The 19,323-nt window shown below is 68.1% G+C and carries 12 protein-coding genes and 4 pseudogenes; 8 read left to right on the forward strand and 8 right to left on the reverse strand.

Going from position 1 to position 19,323, the window contains the following annotated elements:
- Positions 1-101 precede the first annotated feature (101 nt).
- Both AB0M56_RS40175 and ilvD read left to right on the forward strand, forming a co-directional pair.
- Complete coding sequence (locus tag AB0M56_RS40175; protein WP_364186108.1) at positions 102-653, forward strand: DUF302 domain-containing protein; 552 nt, start codon at positions 102-104, stop codon at positions 651-653.
- Positions 654-1,743: 1,090 nt separating this feature from the next.
- The gene (gene ilvD / locus AB0M56_RS40180) at positions 1,744-3,441 is read left to right on the forward strand and encodes a dihydroxy-acid dehydratase (protein WP_364186110.1); all 1,698 of its coding nucleotides are present in this window, start codon (positions 1,744-1,746) and stop codon (positions 3,439-3,441) included.
- A gap of 355 nt (positions 3,442-3,796) precedes the next feature.
- Here ilvD and AB0M56_RS40185 read toward each other — a convergent pair.
- A pseudogene (locus AB0M56_RS40185) lies at positions 3,797-3,865 on the reverse strand (hypothetical protein); the annotation flags it as partial.
- Between the two features lie 302 nt (positions 3,866-4,167).
- Here AB0M56_RS40185 and AB0M56_RS40190 point away from each other — a divergent pair.
- Both AB0M56_RS40190 and AB0M56_RS40195 read left to right on the forward strand, forming a co-directional pair.
- Positions 4,168-4,839 (forward strand): site-specific integrase, encoded by a 672-nt coding sequence (locus AB0M56_RS40190; protein WP_364186111.1) that lies wholly within the window; start codon positions 4,168-4,170, stop codon positions 4,837-4,839.
- Positions 4,839-4,892, forward strand: a pseudogene (locus AB0M56_RS40195) (hypothetical protein); the annotation flags it as partial. The gene AB0M56_RS40190 and the pseudogene AB0M56_RS40195, both read left to right, overlap by 1 nt.
- A gap of 47 nt (positions 4,893-4,939) precedes the next feature.
- On the opposite strand, the gene AB0M56_RS40200 reads toward AB0M56_RS40195, so the two are convergent.
- The 3 genes and pseudogenes from AB0M56_RS40200 to AB0M56_RS40210 form a co-directional block, all read right to left on the reverse strand.
- On the reverse strand, positions 4,940-5,236 hold the full coding sequence (locus AB0M56_RS40200; protein WP_364186177.1) for a hypothetical protein: 297 nt from the start codon (positions 5,234-5,236) through the stop codon (positions 4,940-4,942).
- Between the two features lie 155 nt (positions 5,237-5,391).
- Positions 5,392-5,829, reverse strand: a pseudogene (locus tag AB0M56_RS40205) (PHP domain-containing protein); the annotation flags it as partial.
- 1,178 nt (positions 5,830-7,007) lie between these two features.
- Entirely contained in the window at positions 7,008-7,934 is a 927-nt protein-coding gene (locus AB0M56_RS40210; protein WP_364186113.1) for an AraC family transcriptional regulator, read from the reverse strand.
- A gap of 99 nt (positions 7,935-8,033) precedes the next feature.
- Between AB0M56_RS40210 and AB0M56_RS40215 the strand changes: the two genes are divergently transcribed.
- The 4 genes from AB0M56_RS40215 (at position 8,034) to AB0M56_RS40230 (ending at position 12,160) form a co-directional block, all read left to right on the forward strand.
- The gene (locus tag AB0M56_RS40215; RefSeq protein ID WP_364186115.1) at positions 8,034-9,035 is read left to right on the forward strand and encodes an SDR family NAD(P)-dependent oxidoreductase; all 1,002 of its coding nucleotides are present in this window, start codon (positions 8,034-8,036) and stop codon (positions 9,033-9,035) included.
- A gap of 375 nt (positions 9,036-9,410) precedes the next feature.
- Positions 9,411-9,875, forward strand: a complete 465-nt coding sequence (locus tag AB0M56_RS40220) for a nuclear transport factor 2 family protein (RefSeq protein ID WP_364186117.1) — start codon at positions 9,411-9,413, stop codon at positions 9,873-9,875.
- Positions 9,876-10,498: 623 nt separating this feature from the next.
- Positions 10,499-10,747 (forward strand): DUF732 domain-containing protein, encoded by a 249-nt coding sequence (locus AB0M56_RS40225; RefSeq protein WP_364186119.1) that lies wholly within the window; start codon positions 10,499-10,501, stop codon positions 10,745-10,747.
- 633 nt (positions 10,748-11,380) lie between these two features.
- A complete protein-coding gene (locus AB0M56_RS40230; RefSeq protein ID WP_364186121.1) occupies positions 11,381-12,160 on the forward strand; it encodes a transposase family protein in 780 nt (259 codons plus the stop codon).
- Between the two features lie 120 nt (positions 12,161-12,280).
- Here the strand turns inward: AB0M56_RS40230 and AB0M56_RS40235 are convergent, their stop codons facing one another.
- From AB0M56_RS40235 to AB0M56_RS40250, 4 genes and pseudogenes are all read right to left on the reverse strand, one after another.
- A complete protein-coding gene (locus AB0M56_RS40235; RefSeq protein ID WP_364186123.1) occupies positions 12,281-12,895 on the reverse strand; it encodes an IS3 family transposase in 615 nt (204 codons plus the stop codon).
- A gap of 8 nt (positions 12,896-12,903) precedes the next feature.
- Positions 12,904-13,104 (reverse strand): annotated as a pseudogene (locus tag AB0M56_RS40240) (IS3 family transposase); the annotation flags it as partial.
- An 806-nt stretch (positions 13,105-13,910) separates the two neighbouring features.
- Complete coding sequence (locus AB0M56_RS40245; RefSeq protein ID WP_364186125.1) at positions 13,911-19,007, reverse strand: AAA family ATPase; 5,097 nt, start codon at positions 19,005-19,007, stop codon at positions 13,911-13,913.
- Positions 18,994-19,323 (reverse strand): 2Fe-2S iron-sulfur cluster-binding protein, encoded by a 330-nt coding sequence (locus tag AB0M56_RS40250; RefSeq protein ID WP_364186127.1) that lies wholly within the window; start codon positions 19,321-19,323, stop codon positions 18,994-18,996. Before AB0M56_RS40250 ends, AB0M56_RS40245 begins: the two co-directional genes overlap by 14 nt.

Here is a 19,323-nt window from a genome sequence, read left to right on the forward strand (position 1 = left end):
GGCCGCCACGGTGCCGTCGGCGATCGGCACCGTGGCCGCTCTCACCGGTCCCCCCGCCCCCTGTCGAGCACCAGCCATGACCATCGAAGGACGGCAACGCCATGTCCGCCAGCGATTCCCACTCCATCCAGACCTTCCCGCACGAGGTGGTCCGCCTGACCATCCCCGTCACGACAACCTTTTCGGATTTCCGAGACAGCTACGAGCGGGCGGTACCGGCGCTTCAGGCAGACCGATACGAGCAGTTCAAAAGGGAACAGGCCAGCTGGGGCCTCGTCCGGCAGGCCACTGAGGAAAACGCCCCGCACAGCTTCATCAGGTACTGGGGCACCGATGTCGCGTCTCTGATGGAGTTGGCCGCCGAATCGCGCCCGTGCGTGGAGTACCTGATGGGCAATCACGTTTTCGCCCAGCGCATGTTCCGGCACGACCCCGCGGTGATGCTCTACGCGCCGTTGCGCACCGCGATCTACGTGGACCACGACGACCGCACCTGGTTCACGATCGATCAGCCCAGCACCCGATTCGACAGTTTTGACGACCCGCGGATCTCACAGGTGGGGCGCGAACTCGACGCCAAGCTGGCCGCCCTCCTCGAGCACCTCGGCCTGCCGGTGCCGGCCGAATTGATCGCTGACGCCCACAACAACTGACGATCAGCGAGCAATCCGGACCGACCCTGCGCGCAGGGCGCGGGCTTTGCGACGACCAGGAAAGCCGTTGCGGCGGTAGGTGCGTACGCAGCCGGCACCGCTGACGAGGTGGCGAATCAGATCATTCAGTACGGCTGGGAGACCGAAGTCGCACTCGCGGCGGGCTGAGGCCACCGCCAAGATCATCCCGCGGTCGGCAACGCGACAGCTAGGGCGCGACTCGGGCACGTAACCGACCATTGTGGACGGTTAACGAATCGAAGAATCTCTTCCACCTAAAACAAATCCCCAGGCCGGAAGCGATCCGAACCTGGGGAATGAGGGTGCGCCATCAGGGACTCGAACCCCGAACCCGCTGGTCAAGGGGTCGGAACCTTGGTGTGTCGGATGGTGTCGAGTGATGCCGGACGAGATCGTTTCCGCTGCTCAGCGTCGGCTGTGGTCGCATGCTGGTGTCGGCAGGTGTCGTCGAGTGTTGTCGCGGTTCGGGCTTCTCGGGCTCGCCGGTGCCGGACTGTATCGTGGAGTTGTAGGTGCCGTAGGCGCTTTCCCTGGAACGAAAGGCGAGCATCGAGGTGGTTGTTCGCGACCGTGCGGCGCTGATCGCAGTTCGCATAGTCGGCAGGGTTTTCGTCGGCACACTGGTGCTGGCGGTCGTCGTTGGTTCGGCGCCGGCGTTGAACGTGTTGCGGGTGACGGTGGCAGCGTGCCTGGCTGCTGGTGCTGCTGGCGGTCGTGCTGTTCGCGACCCTGGCCCCGGACGTCGCCGCTGCCCGCGGCCGGCCGGTGCGGCTGATCGGGTTCGGTTTCTCGCCCTCGTCGGCGCTTGCACCGCTGAAGCCGCGCAGGCGGTCGGGGCACTGCTGCTGCTCGGCCTCGCCGCCCGCGCCGGAGCGGCCGTCCGGCTGGCCACTCGCCCCTACCGGGCACTGGGCCCGTCCGTGGTGCTGGCCGTCGTGGACATGTGGGCCGACCTGATGTTGAGCTACACAGTCCCGAACCTGCTACCCAGCTTCGCCAGCCGGCTTCGCCCATCCGTGACAGCTCTTTTGGTGCTCCTCGTGGTGTGGTGGAGCGGTAGGCTCCGTCCATGGACGAGACTCCGGACATCAAGCCGCGCAGTCGCGACGTCACGGACGGCCTGGAGCGCACCGCCGCGCGCGGGATGCTGCGGGCCGTGGGCATGGGTGACGACGACTGGGTGAAGCCCCAGATCGGTGTCGCTTCTTCGTGGAACGAGATCACGCCGTGCAACCTGTCACTGGACCGGCTGGCGAAGGCAAGCAAGGACGGCGTGCACGCCGCGGGTGGCTACCCGCTGGAGTTCGGCACGATCTCGGTGTCCGACGGTATCTCGATGGGCCACGAGGGCATGCACTTTTCCCTGGTGTCGCGTGAGGTGATCGCGGACAGTGTGGAGACCGTGATGCAGGCCGAGCGGCTGGACGGCTCGGTGCTGCTGGCCGGCTGTGACAAGTCGCTGCCGGGAATGCTGATGGCGGCCGCCCGGCTCGACCTCGCCAGCGTGTTCCTCTACGCCGGTTCGATCCTGCCCGGCCGGGTCACGCTGTCGGACGGCGGCGAGCGCGAAGTCACGATCATCGACGCGTTCGAGGCAGTCGGTGCCTGCGCCAAGGGTCTGATGAGCCGCGCGGACGTCGGACTGATCGAGCGCGCGATCTGCCCCGGCGAAGGCGCGTGCGGCGGGATGTACACGGCGAACACGATGGCCAGTGCGGCCGAGGCACTGGGTATGTCGCTGCCCGGCAGCGCGGCTCCGCCGGCGACGGACCGGCGGCGTGACGGGTTCGCGCGGCGGTCCGGTCAGGCGGTGGTCGAGATGCTGCGCAAGGGGATCACCGCTCGGCAGATCATGACCCGGGAGGCGTTCGAGAACGCGATCGCCGTGGTGATGGCGTTCGGCGGCTCCACCAACGCGGTGCTGCACCTGCTCGCCATCGCGCACGAGGCAGAGGTACCGCTCAGCCTGGACGACTTCGCGCGGATCGGTGCACGGGTGCCGCACCTGGCCGACGTGAAACCGTTCGGACGGCATGTGATGACCGACGTCGACCGCATCGGCGGCGTGCCCGTGGTGATGAAAGCGTTGCTGGAAGTGGATCTTCTGCACGGCGATTGCCTAACCGTGACCGGGCGTACGGTCGCCGAGAACCTGGCCGAGGTCGCGCCGCCGGCCCCGGACGGCACGGTGCTGCGCGCGATGGCTTCGCCGATCCACCCGACCGGCGGCATCACGATCCTGCGTGGTTCCCTGGCGCCGGACGGCGCGGTCGTGAAGTCCGCCGGTTTCGACTCGGACGTCTTCACGGGCACCGCCAGGGTGTTCGATGGCGAACGCGCCGCGATGGACGCGCTGGAGGACGGCACGATCATCGCGGGCGACGTCGTGGTGATCCGCTACGAGGGCCCCAAGGGCGGGCCGGGGATGCGGGAGATGCTCGCCATCACCGCGGCGATCAAGGGCGCGGGGCTCGGCAAGGACGTCCTGCTGCTCACCGACGGCCGTTTCTCCGGCGGCACGACCGGCCTGTGCGTCGGCCATGTCGCCCCGGAGGCAGCCGACGGCGGGCCGATCGCTTTCGTCCGCGATGGCGATCCCATCAGCCTCAACGTCGCGACCGGCATGCTGGACGTCGGCGTGGATGCCGCCGAGCTGGCGGCCCGCCGCGCGGGCTGGACGCCACTGCCCGCCCGCTACACTCGCGGCGTGCTGGCCAAGTACTCCAGGCTCGTCGGCTCGGCCTCCCAGGGCGCTGTCTGCGGGTAACGCAGACAGGACTGCGCCCGGCGATCCAGGCGGGACTGCGCCCGGCGATCCGGCCGGGCGCAGCGGCCATGCCCAGACTTCCTTCAGCACCCGCAGGATGTTGCCGTCCAGCACGGCGCGATCTCACTGTCGGAGAGCCCGTCTCGGACCAGCTCCCCACAGATGTTGCCGAAGCTCTCCGTCGGGTTCTCCCATCCGTCCACATAGGGCACTTTCTCGTGGAGCGGTCCGCCTCCTGTCGTCTTGCCGAACAGCTGCCCGAACAGGTGTGCAGGCCGACGTGGTCGCCGTAGAGGGTGTCGGGCCCGAACGCGACGTGCTCGATGCCGACCAGGTCTGCGCAGTACCGGAAATGGTCCATGACCGAATGGATGTCGTGCAGGGGATGGCTATGCGACAAGGTGGTGTGCGGCGCCGCGGACATCCCGATCACCCCACCGGTCTCGGCGACGGCACGTAACACGTCCCAGCAAAACTCGCTGTTCCTCGCTGGACATCACCATCGGCTCAGCCCTCGGGTTCGGCATGCCACACCCAGGCGATGTTCGTGGCGCTCGCGCGGGCCAACTCGTTACGGGAGCGGCCGTCGGCGCCGGCGACGTTCGTACGGATTCGTGGCGTGATGCATGCGGCGTAATGCGACCCGGGTGAGGCTGATCAAGCGGAATCCGGCGCACTTGGTCGAGTTGCCGCCGGGGCGGCGGCCGCGGGCGGTGGTGTGTACGGATGCTCGGTCTGCGGCGTGCTGAGGCGGCGGGGCTTCGGCGGTGTGGTCTTGATCTGGATGTGGGGACCGTGCAGGTTTCGCATCAGGTGCAGGACCGTGGCGGTCGGACTGTCGTGTGCCCGCCGAAGACTGAGGCGAGCGTGCGAACGTTGGCTTTGGACCACGTCCTGAGGCGTGCGTTGCGGAAGCTCGGTACTCGCACCGGTACGGGTCAGCCGTGCGGATTCGTCTTTTCTCGGCCGGGCGGACGACCGTTCAGCCCTTGCTACCTGACGCACACGTTCACCCGGCTTGTCGCGGAGGCTGGGTTGCCGCCGATCCGGCTGCATGATCTCCGGCACGGCGCGGCCAGTCTCTCGTTGGCTGCGGGAAACGACCTCAAGGTGGTGCAGGCGCTGCTCGGGCACTCGAGCATCGTGCTCACCGCCGACACCTACACGAGTGTCCTGCCGTGCCTGGCGCACCGGGCCGCCGAAGCGACCGCTACCTTCGTGCTGGCCGCGACGCGCCACGATGCCGTAGCACTTCGGCACAGCCGCAAGCAACGTCGTCAGCGAGGGAAGCGCAGGTCCCGGAAAGATCGTGCGTTCAACGGCGGGCACATTCGGTCTCACGCCGGTCCCATCACACGTCGATGGCCACGCCGCACGTCTCGGGCACGGTCGCGCTGATGCGGCAGGCGAACCCCGGCCTCAGCGTGGACGAAACCCTCGACGTCCTCGACGGCACGGCATTCTCCGACGACCGCTACGGCGCACTTCCCAACACCCGCTACGGTGCGGGCCGGATCGACGCGTACGCGGCCGTCGCCGAAGCGTCGCTCACCAGCGGCGTCAGCGGCACGGTGATACCGCTCGGCGGTTCGGTTGTCTCAGCGATGAGGCATTGGCGCTGGCAGCGTCGTTGGCGGCGCGTGCTGAGGCGGACCCGACAGACGTGGACACGCGAGCAATCGCCGGCTTTGACGACGTCCGGGACTTCCTGCACCTTTGGTGACTCGGGCTGCGCGGCATCTCTGAGGTCGACTTCCTGGCGGCCGTCGATCGGGTGGAAAGCCGGGGCCAGCATCCGGGATCGACTACGACTCCCGTGCGACATCGCTCGTGCGACTACGTCATCAGCCGCGAGACCCTACAGGACCGATGGCGACTGCAGCTTGATCAGCGGAAGTCGCGGGACGCGGCCGCGAGGCTTTTGAGGTCGAGCGGGGTGACTTGGTCGGCCAGATGGGTGCCGACCGGATCCGGGATGCCGCCCTGCGGCGCCGGGAGCTCGAGCGAGAGCTCGGCGCCGTGCCCAGTGCGGATCCCGAGATCGCGGCCGGCCTCGGCGAAGCGGACCGCGCCGGACATGCCGTCGTGATCGGTCAGCACCACCGCGTCCAGATCCAGCCGCACCGCCTCCTCCACCAGCGCCTCCGGGGAGGAGACACCGTCGAGGAACGAGAAGAAGGAGTGGGTGTGAAGCTCGGCGTAGGACACCCGCGCGGTGCCGGCCTCGGCGGCCGGGTGGCGCACCAGACCCTCGGGCGGGCGGTAGCCATCGCGCTTGCGCGACCACGCCGGCGAATCGCCGCCATCCCCACGCACCGCCGACCCGCTGCGACCGGACGCGATCCGCTCCAGCTCCGACCACGGCATCGGCGGGTTGTTGAACGCCACGACGAACTCCCACGACTCGTGCCGTGGGAAGGCCGATTCCGGGCACCACCAGCTTGCACATCTCGAGGACAACCTGGCTGCGGCGGAGGTTGCTCTGTCCGACGAGGATGTCGCCGCGATCACCCGTCTCGCCCCGGAATCGTAAGCCGTGCGACGTACATCGCGCAGAAGGCGGGCTGCCGCCGCGGCTGCGGGCTGCGCCGCAGTGCCGGCCGCCGTGAGGACAGTTGGCCAAGCCGGAATCATGATCTCGACAGTCTCCAACCCGGGTGTGCTCTAGGCATTTCCGTGGGCTTGGGCCTCCGCTGTGTCTTGACCGCCCAGTTGAGGAACCCGCACAGCTGTTGTTTGGCGCCTGCGCTGAGGGGCCCGTAGTGGCTGTCGAGCGCGGCCTGAGAGAGCCGGTGCAGTGCCGTGCCAGCACCGGTACGAGTGCTTCGAGCTCGGGCCGGACGGTGCCAGTCTCGTCTTTGAGCCGCTCTCGGGCGACGTCGTCGAGCCTGCATCGCACGCAGACTTTTCGCCGGTAAAGGCGTCCTTGGGCCCCGCATCGGATGCATTCGAAGCCCGCTGGCGCGCGATCATCAAGGAGCACTACGGCGTCGCCGGGGGACGATCGCCGCGCGGTCGATGTTCAGCGACCTGTTCCTAGCCGGCAGCCAGCTGTGGCGGTTCCGCTCGTACGGTCACCCGCACCTGCGTGCCTTGTCCCTCGGCGTCGGCTTGCGTGGCGGCCGCCGCGGTCGTGGTCATCACGCTGGCGTCAGGGGCTTTCGACTATCCGGGCGACCGGGTGAAGTGAACATGTTTCGTCCCCCCGCAATGACGCGGCGGATCTCACGCGTGGTACGCGCGGCCGGAACGGTCGCGATCGTGACCATCCTCGGCTCGGCCGCGGCCATCCCACTCAGTGCCGCGGCCGCAGCAACGGCGACTGGAGTGACGTGCCGAGAGGTCACCGTCCCGGTGACCTACATCGGCCGCGCAGGCGACATCGCGGGCACGCTATGCACACCACCCGGCGGTTCCATCAGCTGGGCCAAAGCCCTGTCATACACGCCCAAGCCCCGAGCTTGCGGACGATCACCTTGGTCGGCATCTTCGACCGCCCGATGCAGTCGGCGGATCCCCCCGGCCTCCGCCTCGAGCCCTCGGGTTTTTCGCCCGCCGACAAGGATTCAGCTCTCAGGCGTCGTCGACAACACTCGGTAGCGCCTGGGAGCGATCCCGGTCGTACGTTTGAAAGCGTGGCTAAAGGCGCTCTCCGAGGAGTAGCCGAGCGAGGCGGCAAGCGAACTCACCTGTACGTCCTCCTCGCGCAACGCGCGCATGGCCAGGCGCATGCGCCACTGGTGCAGGTAGGTCAGGGGCGGTACGCCCGCCGTCGACTTGAAACGCGCGGCGAATGTGGTCCGGGACATCGCCGCCGACCGTGCGAGGTCGTCCAGGTGCCAGGGTCGGCCCGGATCCGCGTGCATCAAACGAAGCGCCGGTGCGAGGCGTTCGTCGGCAAGGACCCGGATCCACCCAGGGGGGAGAGCGACGGACTCGGCCAGGTGGCCGCGCAGAACCTCGACGAACAACAGTTGAGCGTATTGCTGCGCGGCGGCGGTGGCACCGGGTCGGAGACTCGCCATTTCCTGGGCGAGCCGGTCGAGCAGCCAGCGCACGGCGGGCGCTTCGGCCCCGCTCGCGCGGATGTGCATCGCGGGCGGAAGGGCGGTGAGCAGCAGGTCCTCGCCGCCCCGGTTGACATCGATGTGGCCACCGAGGACGAGGACCTCCTGATCATCACCGATGCGCACCACAGCACCGGGGTTTTCCTCGAAGAGGTCTGTCCTGTCTGTCGGCTCGAGCGCCGGATCGCTGGCGAGCGCGACCACCTGCCGGTCGTTCAACACGGCCACGTCACCCTCCTCAAGCCGGAGCGGATTCTGCACTCCGTCCGAAGTGAGCCAGCAGGATCCGAGTACGACGGCGATCAGCTTCAACCGGGCCCGCGGCCAGAAACCCAAACCCCAGGCACCGCCGATCGAGAACCCACCCGAGACGACGCAGCGTGCGTCGATGTGTGCAAGCGCATCAGACAAGGGGTCAGCAGCCATAGCCGTACTATGGAGCAAGTAATGCGGACTCTCAAGTATTCATAGTCCTAGGTTGCGGTGGCAGGCTGGAGAAAACCTTCGTTAGACGTGGAGAGATTCATGCCCAGCCCACAACAACCGATCGGGTCCGCCTTCGGCGCCGCATCCACCGCCGCCGATGTCGTCCGGGGTATCGACCTGTCCGGGAAGGTCGCCATTGTCACCGGCGGCCACTCCGGCATTGGCCTGGAGACCACACGTGCGCTGTGTTCCGCAGGCGCGACGGTCGTCGTCCCGGTGCGCTCGCCAGAGCGGGCCCGGACCGCTCTCGACGGAATCGACGGCGTCGAGATCGACCGGCTGGATCTGGCAGACCCGGCTTCGGTGGACAGGTTCGCCGAGGGGTTCCTCGCATCCGGACGGCCCGTGCACATGCTCATCAACAACGCCGGGATCCAGGGCGTACCCCTGTCACGTGACGGGCGCGGCTGCGAGGCGCATTTCGCGACGAACCACCTGGGGCATTTCCAGCTCACCACACGGCTTTGGCCCGCCCTGCGCCGGGCCGGCGGTGCACGGGTGGTCAACGTCTCGGCATGGATCAACCGGATTGCGCCGCTTGCCTTCGACGACATCCACTTCGAACGGCGCGATTACGACGGCCTGCAGGCCTACGGCCAGTCGAAGACGGCCAACTGCCTTTTCTCGGTGGCGCTGGACGAACACGGCGCGGGCGAGGGCATACGCGCTTTCGCCCTGCACCCGGGCCTCATCGTCGGCACCAACCTCAGCCCCTGGATGACGCAGGAACAACTGCGATCGATGGGCCTCATCGACGAGCACAGCGCACCCGTCATCGACCCGGAGAGCGACCGCAAGACACCGCAGCAGGGAGCGTCGACCACCGTCTGGTGCGCGACCAGCCCGCAACTCGACGACATGGGCGGCGTCTACTGCGAGAACAACGAAGTGTCACCGCTGGTCTCGCCCAGCCCAGAGGATGCCGCCCTGATGACCGGACGGACCCAGACGCCTCCCGGTGTGGTGCAGCACTCCATCGACCCACACGCCGCCGCACGCCTGTGGGAGCTGAGCGAGCAGCTCACCGACACCAAGATCTAGTGCCCCTGCCGGCACCGAGGACTGTAATTCGCTCACGCCCGGCACACACATCGCGTCGGCCGGAGGCCCGGGTACCGGGAGGTCTCCGGCCGACAGCGGGTCGGTGGCATGTTGTTCTCGATGGAGCACGAACCGCCACAGATGGCCGCTCAGGGATTCGACTCGGTCGTCGACATCTCCTCCGGCGCCGGCCTGCCGGTTAGCCCGGCCAGGCGGATACTCGGTGTCCGAGAGCCGCCGAAACGCGATCGTCTGACTGTGCTTGCCCAGCCGAGCTTCGTCGCCAGACCACGTTAGCCCGTTGACGGCGGATGCACCGCGCAGGCGGGGCCACAGAATCACGCCGGTGACGCCGGCAGAAAAGGACTATCCCCGATGACTGATCCCGACGTTCCCACGGGCGAAGCAGCCGACAGGCTCGCCATCCGCGACCTGGTCGACGCATGGGCACACTGTGCCGACCGCCGCAAACCGAAAGATCAGGCGGCGCTTTTCGTTCCCGATGGGACCGTGGACGTTTACCAGGGAGACCTCGCGACATCCGAACCGGTCCAACGTCTCCGGGGGCACGCTGAACTCGCCGAAGCCTTCGCCACCCTCGACAACTATGATGTGACCACTCATTTCAACGGGCAGAACACCATCGCCCTCAACGGCGACCGCGCCACCGGCGAAAGCTATTGCCTGGCACACCACCTGTTCCTCGAAAAAGGTCAGCGCACCCTGATGGTCATGTCCATTCGATACCTTGACTCCTTCGCGCGGTACGAGGGCCGCTGGCTGTTCGAGGAGCGGAAGCTGGTCATCGACTGGACCGACAAGCGGTCATCCGCGGAATAGCGACGGTACGGACCGACTGCGGTCTCACCGCTTATACCGGATGGGCACAGCACCCCGCCTCGCGCCGTGATATCCCCTTGATCAGCCAGGGCACCGGAAAGTCGCTCGCCTCGCCCAAATTTCCCAGCCAATCACTCCGCGGCGCGTCACGTCGACGCGAAGGACCCCGTCGCCAGCACCAGACCCAACCCAGTTCCGTGACCGTCTCATTTGAGCATGCCGACGGACACCGCCGGGCGATTTCGGCCCAGTCCAGCGCGAACAGTGACCGAAGGTAAGCAATCTCACAATGCTTCACCACGTTGCCTGCCGACAGCTACGTCGAGTTGACGTGCGACGAGTTGTTCCGTGGTGGTCTCCTGTTTTGCTTCGAGGACAGGGCCCTCGTCATTGATTACTCGTCCGGCTCCGCGGCCGGGGCGATGCATTTGTTCGAACGGTGCGGTATTCGTTGGTTCTGCAGGCGGTCCACACCGGCGGCGAACACATCCTCGTCCGTAACGAAACGGCACGGAATCACGCTGGAGCGACCGTGCGCAAACCTCTCGTGATTTTCGGTGCTCTCGTCCTTCTCGCCGGCTGCGGCGCCCGCGGCTCCGCCACGGAACGTCGCGGTGGATCCGGTGGCGCCGGTGGAGCGGACCTACCTCGCGGCGCTGCTGCATCAGATCGACACTGCGCTCGTCGTCGGGCACGCGAATCGTGCGATCGACAATGGGCGGAACGTGTGCGAGGACCTCGCGCAGGGCAAGGATCGCGCGACCGTGGTCACGAACGCGGCCTCGCGGTTCGGCGCCGACGAATCGGTCGACCAGGCGAAGGCCGAGAAGATCGTCGCGACGATCGAGGCGAGCGGGATCTGCAAGCCGTAGAACAGGCGAGAGCGCCCGGCACGTTTACCCGCTCCACGACGTTGCATCCAACACAACATCGATTCATCTGATTCGGGCATGGGTGCTGATCAGCATCGCGGCCCCGCTGCGGCCAACCGCCGGCACCCCGGCACCCACCCTCACCAGCGAAGGTTCCGTTGACCACCGAGTGCATCAATGTTGCATCCACTCGAATAAATCCCGAACGCGGACGACGGACAGGCGGTGGCGGTATCGGCCGAGTTCACAAGCGCGGCCCGCGCGCCTCGACGGTCACGCGAGGCTCGACAGGCCAGTAGAGTCGTCGCTCTCCTGGAAGGCCGGCGAAGATGCCGGACATCCACCGCCGCGCGCCCTCAGCGAGCCGGAGCCGAGCTGCCGGCGACGTGAGCGACGCCGACAGCCCGACCGCCCGGACTTGTCCGCGCGGGTCGTCCGGGCCGAGCACCAGCGCTGTCGGGTAGGCGGCATTCCGGGTCACGTTGTGCACCGGCGCTGTCGGGTGGGCTGGGTTCCGGGTCACGCCGAATACCAAGGGCGTCGACGTCTTCGTAGTGGCTGGCGGACTTTGGCCTAAGGGATGTCTCGTAACCGGGTGATGGTCGGTTGGGGGTGTTGGTTGATCATGGTGTGGTGCAGGTGATCTCGGCGTCGCGGTCGGAGTGGATTGCCCCGTTCACGGGGTTGGAGCCGGGCCAGTTCCGTAAGCTGGTGCGGATCGTGGCGAGCCGTGGCGGTGATGAGATCGCTGATGGTCGGCCTGGTCGTCAGTGGCGCCTGGATCTGGCCGATCGTGTGCTGCTGGTGGCTACGTACTGGCGGACGAACCTGACGATGCGCCAGATCGGACCGCTGTTCGGGGTATCGCATTCGGCGGCGCATCGGGTGATCGACACGATGGGGCCGTTGCTGGCGCTGGCCTCGGTCCGCAAGCGGCGGATCGACGCGATCGCGATCGTGGACGGCACGCTGGTGCCGACGCGGGATCACCGGTTGGCGGCGCCGTCGAAGAACTACCGGTATTCGGCGAACGTGCAGGTCGCGATCGACGCGGACACCCGGTTGGTGATCGCCACCGGCGACGCGCATCCCGGCAACCGCAACGACTGCACCGTTTACCGTGACTCCGGTATCGAGCAGGAACTGGCAGTGCGTCCGGTGATGGCCGACGGTGGCTACCAAGGCAATCCCGAGGTGATCATGCCCTACCGCAAACCTCGTGACCGCAGCGATCTGGCGGACTGGCAGGAAGACCTCAACGCCGACCATCGCAAGATCCGGGCCCGTGTCGAGCACGCGCTGGCGCGGATGAAGTACTGGAAGATCCTGCGCGACTATCGCCGCGCCGCCAGCACGCTGAACGACACGGTCTCCGGCATCGCGCATCTGCACAACATTCTCCTCGCAGACTGATCCGCAACACCAGTCCCACCAACCACAAGAGCAGTTACGAGACATCCCTTAGGTGTAGTGCCTTGTGAGGTTGGGAACGCGGGTCTGCCCAGACTTCGGTTGACACCGGTGTTGACTGTTTCAGGCCGCTGTTGCGGTGGTGTAGATGGTCTCAAACTCGACCGGAGTGAGCTTGCCCAGGGCGCGCTGGCGGCGTTTGCCGTGATACTTCGTCTCGATCCAGGACACGATCGCCAACCGGAGTTCTTCCCGGGTGCGCCACCGGCGGGTATCGAGAAGATTCTTCTGCAGCAAGGAAAAGAACGATTCCATCGCGGCGTTGTCACCACACGCGCCGACCCGTCCCATTGACCCGGCCAGCCCATGGCCGCGCAGCAGGCGCCGGTAGGCCGCCGACCGGAATTGAGCGCCGCGATCGGAGTGGACGACGGCGTCGGCCGGGTCGCGCAGTGCGATCGCGTTGCGCAACGCGCTGACGGCGAGTGAGGCCCGCATGTGCAAGGTGATGGAGTATCCGATGATCTTGTTGGAGTAGCGGTCTTTGACCGCGCACAAGTACAGCTTGCCCTCGCCGGTGGAGTGCTCGGTGATATCGGTCAACCACTTGGTATTCGGCGCGGTGGCGGTGAAGTCGCAGCGCACGAGGTCGTCATGCACCGGCGGCCCCGCCTTACGCGAGGGCCTTTCTTCTTGGCGTGCAGTGAGAAGATCTGCTGCGTCGAGCAGATCCGCCACACCCGGTTCTCCGAGGCGGTGAACCCGCGACGGGCGAGTTCGTCGGCGACGAACCGGTACCCATCAGCCGGGTCGTCGGCGTGGATCTCGAGGGCGGCGTTGATCAGGTGCGCGTCGTCCCAGTCCCGCTGGCAGACCGGGGCGGCGCGCCATTGGTAGTAGGCCCGCCGGGAGATGCCGAGCACCCTGCACGTCACCGCGGCCGGCACCCTGATCGGGGCGCCGGCCGCGGCCAGTTCACGGACGAGCGGGAAGACTATTTTCCCGGCAGATTGCCCTGCGCCAGGTAGGCCGCGGCCTTGCGCAGGACCTCGTTCTCCTGCTCCAGCAGGCGGTTGCGTTTGCGCAGTCCCGCAGCTCAGCGGACTCCTCGCGGGTCACGCCGGGCCGGGTGCCGTCCTCGATGCCGGCAGCGCGCAGCCAGTTGGCCAGGCACGACTCGGAGATCCGAAGTCTTTGGCGACCTGCTTCAACGGGGTCTCGCCGCGGCGGGCGACGGCGATCACGTCGTCGCGGAACTCACGGGGGTAGGGCTTGGGCCCGGTGACATCCTTCCAGGCGAGGCCGAAGCCTCACAGCTGAGGTGTCAACCAAACCCTGGGCAGACCCCTTCTCCTTCACCGATGTCCGAGGTCGCCGTGAGCGGCGAGCCAACGACGAGCTCGAGCGCATCCTCGAGTGAGCATTGGCGACGAGACACGCCATGTCATCATGCGACGTCAGCGACGTCGCGGTTTGGTCGTCGTGTGTGCGACAGTTTTCACCTGGTGCGCATGGTTTCTGTCACCGCCCAGCGTGCCAACCGCGGGCTCGACGCCGACAGCGGCCGATGACCACGAGGCGCGTCATCAATGCTGCGCGTCTGCAGTCCCAGCTGGGTCGGGCGCACGTCGAAGGGCGACTGCCCGCTCGGCGTCGTGGTACTTGGCGACGGCCAAGTAGTGATGAAGCAGGACCTGCCGGGACCGTTCGCACCCCGACCTGACAGCGAGAAGCCCCCACCTTGCTTCTCAGGTCATCTTCGGCGGTCCCGGGCCTTGTGGGGGTGTGACAACGGGAGTTCGGCATGCAGGGTGGTGCCTGCGCCGGGGGCGCTGTGCACCACCAGTCGGCCGCCGAGCGCTTCGGCCCGGTCTTTGAGTCCGACGAGGCCGGTGCCGCGGGTGAGGTCGGCGCCGCCGCGGCCGTCATCGCGGACGCAGACGCGTAGGACGTCGCCGGTCTCCTGGTCAGTGGTGTCGACCGTGACGCCGACGGTGGTGGCGTGCGCGTGTTTGGCGGTGTTGGTCAGAGCTTCGGCGACCAGGTAGTAGGCGGCGATCTCGAATTGTTCGGGTAGCCGCCGCGGGATGGTCACGTCCAGCTCGACCGGGACCGACGAGCGGCGGGCCAGAGCTTTGAGTGCGGAGTGCAGCCCGCCGTCGGCGAGGACGGCCGGGTGAATGCCGCGGGCGAGCTCGCGCAGTTCGTCGAGTGCGGTGATCGCTTCGGTAGCGAGGTTTTCCAGCTGGGCTCGGAGCTCAGTGTCGGCGAGAGCTGCTGATGCTTGTGCCGTGCGGGCGTGGAGGGCGAGGGAGACCAGCCGTTGTTGAGCGCCGTCGTGAAGATCGCGTTCGATGCGCTGGCGGGTCTGGTCGGCGGTGGTGACGACGCGGGCGCGTGAGGTGGTCAGCTCGGCGTAGAGCTGCGCGTTGTCCAGCGACACAGCCAGTTGCCCGGCGATGAGGCTGACCGCGTCGAGCCGCTCGGCAGTGAACGCGGCGCGGATGAGCCGGTTCTCCAGCAGCAACACCGCCCGCAGGCTGCCGCGGCTGAGGATGGGTACGGCCAGGAGGGCGCAGCGGTCGATGTCGGAGAAGTAGGGGTCACGGGCGAAGCGGTCGTCCTCGGTGGCGTCGGCGACCAGCACCGATTCGCCGAGGCGTTGGACATAGCGCAGCACAGACAGCGGGACCATGGGCTCCCCGGCGGCGCTCATGGCGGTGCGTGCGATCTGAGTGATGTCTTGGATCTGGGTGGTGCCGGTGTCGCTGTCGGGAGCGGGGAGCAGCCAGTCGTCGCGTTCGGGGTTCCACAGCAGCAGCTGCACACCGGTGGCGCCGGTTATCGCACTCAGAACCTCGACGACGCGGGCGCGCAGGCGTTCGATGCTGGTCTCGGAGCTCAGGGCCTGGGAGGCGGCCAAGATGCCCAGCAGGTCCAGGGTGCCGGTGGTGACAGGGCCCGTTTGCTGCGCCAGATGAGCGGGCTGATCTTCGCTCAGCCCAGCGGTCACGTCGGAGTGTGGCCGCAGGCTGGGGTAGGCCCAGTCGAGCTGGTCGACCTTCGCGCTCGCACCCCAGGCGGCATAAATCTGGCGGGCCTGGGCGAGGAGCTCACCACCGACGCGGTCCAGGCCGCGGGCCAGATAGAAGCGCGCTGCGCGTTCGGTGATCAACGCCCGGTGCCACGGCCGCGCACGGCCGGCGACCTCGCGTCGAGCGGCGTCGAACGCCAGCTCGGCAGCCCGAACATCCCCCACCACCCACGCCCGCTCGGCCTCCAGCCACCGCTGCAGATGCAGGAAGTTGACCGGCGCGTCCGCAGCACGTGCAGCCAGCCACCGCGTCGTCTCGTCCAGCTCGGCCAGCAGAGCGGCGCGCTCGTCACCGGCCGTGTTGCGGGCTTGCCCGGCCAGGGCCAACCCACGCAGCAGGCGGGCCACGGCGGTCGAGTAGTGGCCCAGGATGGCCGGTAGTAGCGGCATCGCCGCCGCGGTGTGCTGTGCCAAGCCGAATGGATCGCCGAAGACAGCGGCGGCGAGCGCCCGGCTGAGATGCGCGTACAAAAGCGCCATCGGATTGTCGGCGTACCTGTCGGCGGGATCCGCCGTACCAATCGCGTCCGAGCTTCCGCCACGCAGCACACCGGCCAGCCACCGGTGACCGTCGAGCACCTGGCCGATCTGTTCGTTGCCGGTGCGCCGTGCAAAGGCGACGCCCGCCTCCAGCTGCTCGACGAGGTCGTCGAGGGTTGGCGGGCAGTCGAGCAAGAAGTACTCGATCGAGTGATAGGTGTAGCCGGCGTACGCCAGGTCGCCACCTGCGACCAGCCCCTCGCGGGCACGCAGCATGGCGTGGAGACCGTTTTCGAGGGGCTCGAACCAGCAACTGAGGATGGCGAAGTAGTAGTGCGCGTACGAGGTCTCGGGCTCATAGCCGCGGGCTTCGCCCCACGCCAGGAGCCGCGCCAACGCCCGATATCCGGCGCTGTCGCCGCGCTGTACCACGGTGTAGTAAGAGGCGAAGCAGGCGGGGCAGACCAGGGTGCGTCCGGGTCCGTGCTCGAGCCAGATCCGCAGGGCTTCCAGGCTCAGCCAGGCGAGCCTGGTGTGGTCGGCGAGGAAGAAGACCGGCGGCAGGGTCGCGTCGAGCAGGCGAGTCGCAGCGAGCAGCGTGGGGTCGGTGATCTCCGGCCGAACCAGATCCTCGGCGGTGTCGGTGTCCAGCCACCGGTACAGGTACTCGTACTGGTGGTCGAGATCGGCGGCAAGCTGGCCGGCGGCCGGGATGGTAATGCCGCACGCGCGCAGCGACTTCAGGCCCAGATCGATAGCTTCTGTAAAGCGTTTGCGGTGGGTCAGGCTGCGCACCTGCACCGCTGTCGCGTCGGCGCGTCGGATCGTGTTGGGACATAGCCGCTCGATCGTGTGGTATTCCGCGTCCGCCTCGTCCAGTCGCCCGAGGCTGTACAGGGCAGCGTGGCGGCCGGTGTGCACCTGGATCAGCGTGGCAGTCTCCCCCGGGCCGATCAGCCGCAGCGCGGCGACCAGCAGCGCGTTCACCAGCGTGTACTCGCCGATCAACACCGCTTGGTCGGCGGCGCGGCGCAGCAGTCCCACCACCTGCCGGCGCTCGGCCGCGTCGACGACGGCGTCGATCACGGGCAGGTACTGCTCGGCCGCCACCGCGAACAGCTCCGGCACCCGGGCCAGCCGCCGCGCGATCGCCAGCTGCAGGGTGCGTCGCCGCGGCGGGTCCAGCCCACTCAGGATGACCTCGCGGGTGCGGTCGTGGCGAAACCGCACGGCCTCCCGCAGCCCCGGCTCGATCACCAGGACGCCCTCGTCGAGGGCGGGCGCCAGCTGCTGGTCCACCACGCCCGCCTGTGCGGCGGTGGCGGTCTGCAGCAGGCTCACCTCGGTTCGCCCGCCCAGGCACGCCATCGCCTCGACCAGCGCCCGCGAGGGCGGCGGCATCGCCTCGACCCGCGCCGCCAGCAACGCGGCCACTTCGGACTGGCCCAGCCGAGTCCGTGCCGCCGCGTCGTCCCACCGCCACCCGGCGGCGGTCGCCGCCAGCACGCCCTCCCGTTGCAGCGCGTTGAGCAACTCGACCGTCTCGTATGGGTTGCCGGACGTGCGCTCGCTGATCATCTCGGCCAGGCCCGCCGCGGTGGCCCGATCCGCGCGCAGCATCTCCGCCACCATGGCGACCAGGCTGGGAACGGCCAAGTTGTCCAGCCCCAGCCAGCGCACGCCGGCCTGCTCGCGCCACCGGGACAGCAGCGTGGTCAGCGGATGCGCCGCGTCCACCTCGGTCTCGCGGTAGGCGCCGACCAGCAACAGGCCTTCGACCGGTTCATCGGACAGCACGAGATCGACGAAGCCGAGCGGGGTGCGCCCACCCCACTGCAAGTCATCGAGGAACACCACCACCGGCCGGTTCCGCGACGCGACCGCCCGCAGCCCCTGCACACCTGCTTGCTGCACGCGCGCCTGCGCGGTCAGCGGATCCCCCGCATCCGGCGGCACCCCCAGCAGCACCGCGAACTCCGGCACCACCGCGCTCAACAGACCCGCGTTCGCCCCGACCGCCTCGACGATCCGTTCACGAATCGCGGCCAGCACCTCCTCCGGCTCGGCCAGCAACAGCCGACCCAACGCCCGGAACGCCTGATATCCCGCGTTGAACTCGATATCCCGCCGGTACTGGTCGAACTTGCCGGCCACGAACCAGCCGTCCCGGCCCGTCACCACCGACCGCAGCTGATCGACCAGTGCCGTCTTGCCGACCCCCGGCGCCCCACCGACCAGCACACCCTGACAACGACCGGCCAGCGCCGCCTCGAACGCCACCTCCAGCGCTGCCACCTCGGCATCGCGTCCCACCAGCCGTGAGGGCGGCAGCAGCCGCTGCGGAACGTCGTGCTCGCCGATGTGCATGTGCACCCGAGCCGCCGCCGGATGCGCCTGGACGTCGCGGACCTGTTGCAAGTCGTAGGCAAGGCCCTCCGCTGACTGGTAGCGGTGGTCGGGTTCCTTTTCCAACAGACGCGTCACGATCTCGGACAGCGGAGCGGGTACTGCCGGGTTCAGCTGGGCCGGCGCCACCGGCACCCGTGCCAGGTGATCGTGGGTCAGGCGCAGCGGGTCGCCGGAGCCGAACGGTGGCCGGCCCGTGGCCAGTTCGTAGAGCGTTGCGCCCAACGCATACAGGTCCGCGCGCTGGTCCACCGAACGGCCGGTGCGCCCGGTCTGCTCGGGAGCAACGTAGGCGAGCGTCCCGACGATCTCGCTGTGGTGGGTGAACTCGGGACGGATCTCGGCGAACGGCGTCGCCAGCGCGAAATCCACCAGGCACGGGTCCCCGTCCCCGGAGACGACGATGTTGGCCGGAGTGATGTCACGGTGCAGCACTCCGCGGCGATGCATTCCCGCGACCGCTTGGGCCAGTTTGCCGGCCAGCCGGATCAGCTCATCGATCGCCAGCGGCTCGGCCAGACCGCCCAGGGTCGTGTCACCGGCGTCCACCAGCACGATCGATCCCGGGTACCGCGGCGCATCCAGCAGCTGCGCGACCCCGTCGACACCGCGCAGCCGCTCCAGGATCGCTACCTCGTGCCACAGCCGCGGCTGCGCATCAAGACCGAGCGGCTCCTTGCGGACGGCTGCGACGCCCCCCGGCAGCGGCACTCGGGTCACCCGAGTGCGCGCGCTCTGCTGCAGAAGGACTCCGTCTTTCATCAGGTCGACCTGGGTGGTGCCGCCGGCGAGGTAGGCGGCGTCGGCGCGCTCCGATGCCGCCAGCGCGTCGCCTACTTCGGACGTCCGGACGTACTCAAACGCGCGCATCGGTACCTCCGATGTCCGCCACTTCCCGGATCGCGGCCACGATGTGGGGGTACGCGGCGCAGCGGCAGAGGTTCCCGCTCATGAACTCGCGGATGTCCTCGTCGGTCTTCGCGCGGCGTTCGGCGAGCAGCGCCACGGCCGACATGATCTGGGCGGGTGTGCAGTAGCCGCACTGGAAAGCGTCGTGCCGGACGAACGCCTCCTGCATCGGGTGCGCGCGCCCGTCGCGGGAGATCACGACGAGTGCCGTGGTGATCTCGGTGGCGTCCGGGGCGAGAGTCCGCGACGCCGTGCTCAACTCTGGCGTAGAGGTCAT

Origin of the sequence: Amycolatopsis sp. NPDC051372 (assembly GCF_040682095.1) — a bacterium.
Taxonomy (GTDB): domain Bacteria; phylum Actinomycetota; class Actinomycetes; order Mycobacteriales; family Pseudonocardiaceae; genus Amycolatopsis.

Coding starts and splice junctions, on each gene's coding strand:
- AB0M56_RS40245 (WP_364186125.1), bottom strand. CDS start 19,007: ATGCGCGCGTTTGAGTACGTCCGGACGTCCGAAGTAGGCGACGCGCTG.
- AB0M56_RS40210 (WP_364186113.1), bottom strand. CDS start 7,934: ATGGCTGCTGACCCCTTGTCTGATGCGCTTGCACACATCGACGCACGC.
- AB0M56_RS40250 (WP_364186127.1), bottom strand. CDS start 19,323: ATGACCTCTACGCCAGAGTTGAGCACGGCGTCGCGGACTCTCGCCCCG.
- AB0M56_RS40190 (WP_364186111.1), top strand. CDS start 4,168: ATGCTCGGTCTGCGGCGTGCTGAGGCGGCGGGGCTTCGGCGGTGTGGT.
- AB0M56_RS40215 (WP_364186115.1), top strand. CDS start 8,034: ATGCCCAGCCCACAACAACCGATCGGGTCCGCCTTCGGCGCCGCATCC.
- AB0M56_RS40220 (WP_364186117.1), top strand. CDS start 9,411: ATGACTGATCCCGACGTTCCCACGGGCGAAGCAGCCGACAGGCTCGCC.
- AB0M56_RS40175 (WP_364186108.1), top strand. CDS start 102: ATGTCCGCCAGCGATTCCCACTCCATCCAGACCTTCCCGCACGAGGTG.
- AB0M56_RS40200 (WP_364186177.1), bottom strand. CDS start 5,236: ATGCTGGCCCCGGCTTTCCACCCGATCGACGGCCGCCAGGAAGTCGAC.
- ilvD (WP_364186110.1), top strand. CDS start 1,744: ATGGACGAGACTCCGGACATCAAGCCGCGCAGTCGCGACGTCACGGAC.